This is a genomic window from Sulfuricurvum sp. PD_MW2 (assembly GCF_002633015.1).
Taxonomy (GTDB): domain Bacteria; phylum Campylobacterota; class Campylobacteria; order Campylobacterales; family Sulfurimonadaceae; genus Sulfuricurvum.
The window spans coordinates 1-1,152 of record NZ_NSIU01000070.1; the positions used below are offsets into that span (position 1 = coordinate 1).

General features: G+C 31.1%; 1 protein-coding gene. It reads right to left on the reverse strand.

Annotation, left to right across the window (positions count from 1 at the left end; translation table 11 throughout):
- Nucleotides 1-984, reverse strand: a complete 984-nt coding sequence (locus CJD30_RS11650; RefSeq protein ID WP_294919350.1) for a hypothetical protein — start codon at nt 982-984, stop codon at nt 1-3.
- Between the last annotated feature and the right edge of the window lie 168 nt (nt 985-1,152).

The window sequence follows — 1,152 nt, forward strand, 5'->3', positions numbered from 1 at the left end:
CTATTTATACTTATTATTACATGGAGTCAACAGTTCTTCCAATAAATAATTTCCCATTTGTTCATTGTAATGGACGGCATCTTCAAAGTTTTTGCTATCCGTTGTTTTTTCATTTAGAATCATTGCATCATAATAGGGCGTAATAGACGATAATTTTTGTTTAACATAACCCAATTTATGGAAAAGTTTAGGATTGCTTTCAACCATTCTATAAAGTTCAGCATGCTCCGGAGTCAGCATAGCATATAAGCTTATATGATGCTTTTGACTCATGATGACAATACGGTTCAAATATTCAAAACGCTCTTTTGAAAATTGTATATCTCCTTTTTTATAATTAAAATTATAATAATAGTCGGCTACCCTTTTAATACTTTCCATATCTCCGGAGGGGGTTGTCTCTTTGCTTTTTAAAAAGCCGTTTTGATCAATATATGAATTCGGTTCTATGTGCTTCATATGTATTTTGAATGTTTTGAATGATGCACGCAAAGCATCAATAGAAAATAGTTTTGCTGCATAATTCTGATTTGTATTTTGAGAATTTAAAAAATTGAGCTCGGGAATTTTATAAAATCCTTCAGATGGTTTTCCTTCTCCAAAAGAGATAAAATCGAGGCATAATATTATATTTTTAGGTAACTTTTGTTCTTTCTCTAAATAAAGTAAAAGGCCTAATGCATCTTCGATACCTGCGCCACCGACTCCAAAGGTATATGTATATCCTCCGATTAATTTATTTACTGTATCTGGATTCAACCGTTCTGATCGGCTGCTGCCTAATATTAAATTGTCAATGGATTTAAGTTCTTTTATTCTATTGATTTTTTGTAATCGTCCGTCTCGGGTAAGTTTATGCTTGATATGTAAAAGATTTATGCCTGTTACATCGTAGGGATCAACCAAAATAGTAAAGCTGAAAATACTTACTAAAATAAAAATACTACTGGCTAAAAAAATAGCTGAAAATGTTTTAGATTTCATTCTTAGCCTTGCGAACTTTAGATATGGTTTTGTTCATTTTATTTGTTTTTAGTAACTCAATGAGAAGTAAATCCCCCATTTTTTCATTGTAGTGTACAGCATCTTCAAAGTTGTTAGGATTGGTAGTTTTTTCATTTATATTCATTGCATCATAATAAGGGGTTATAC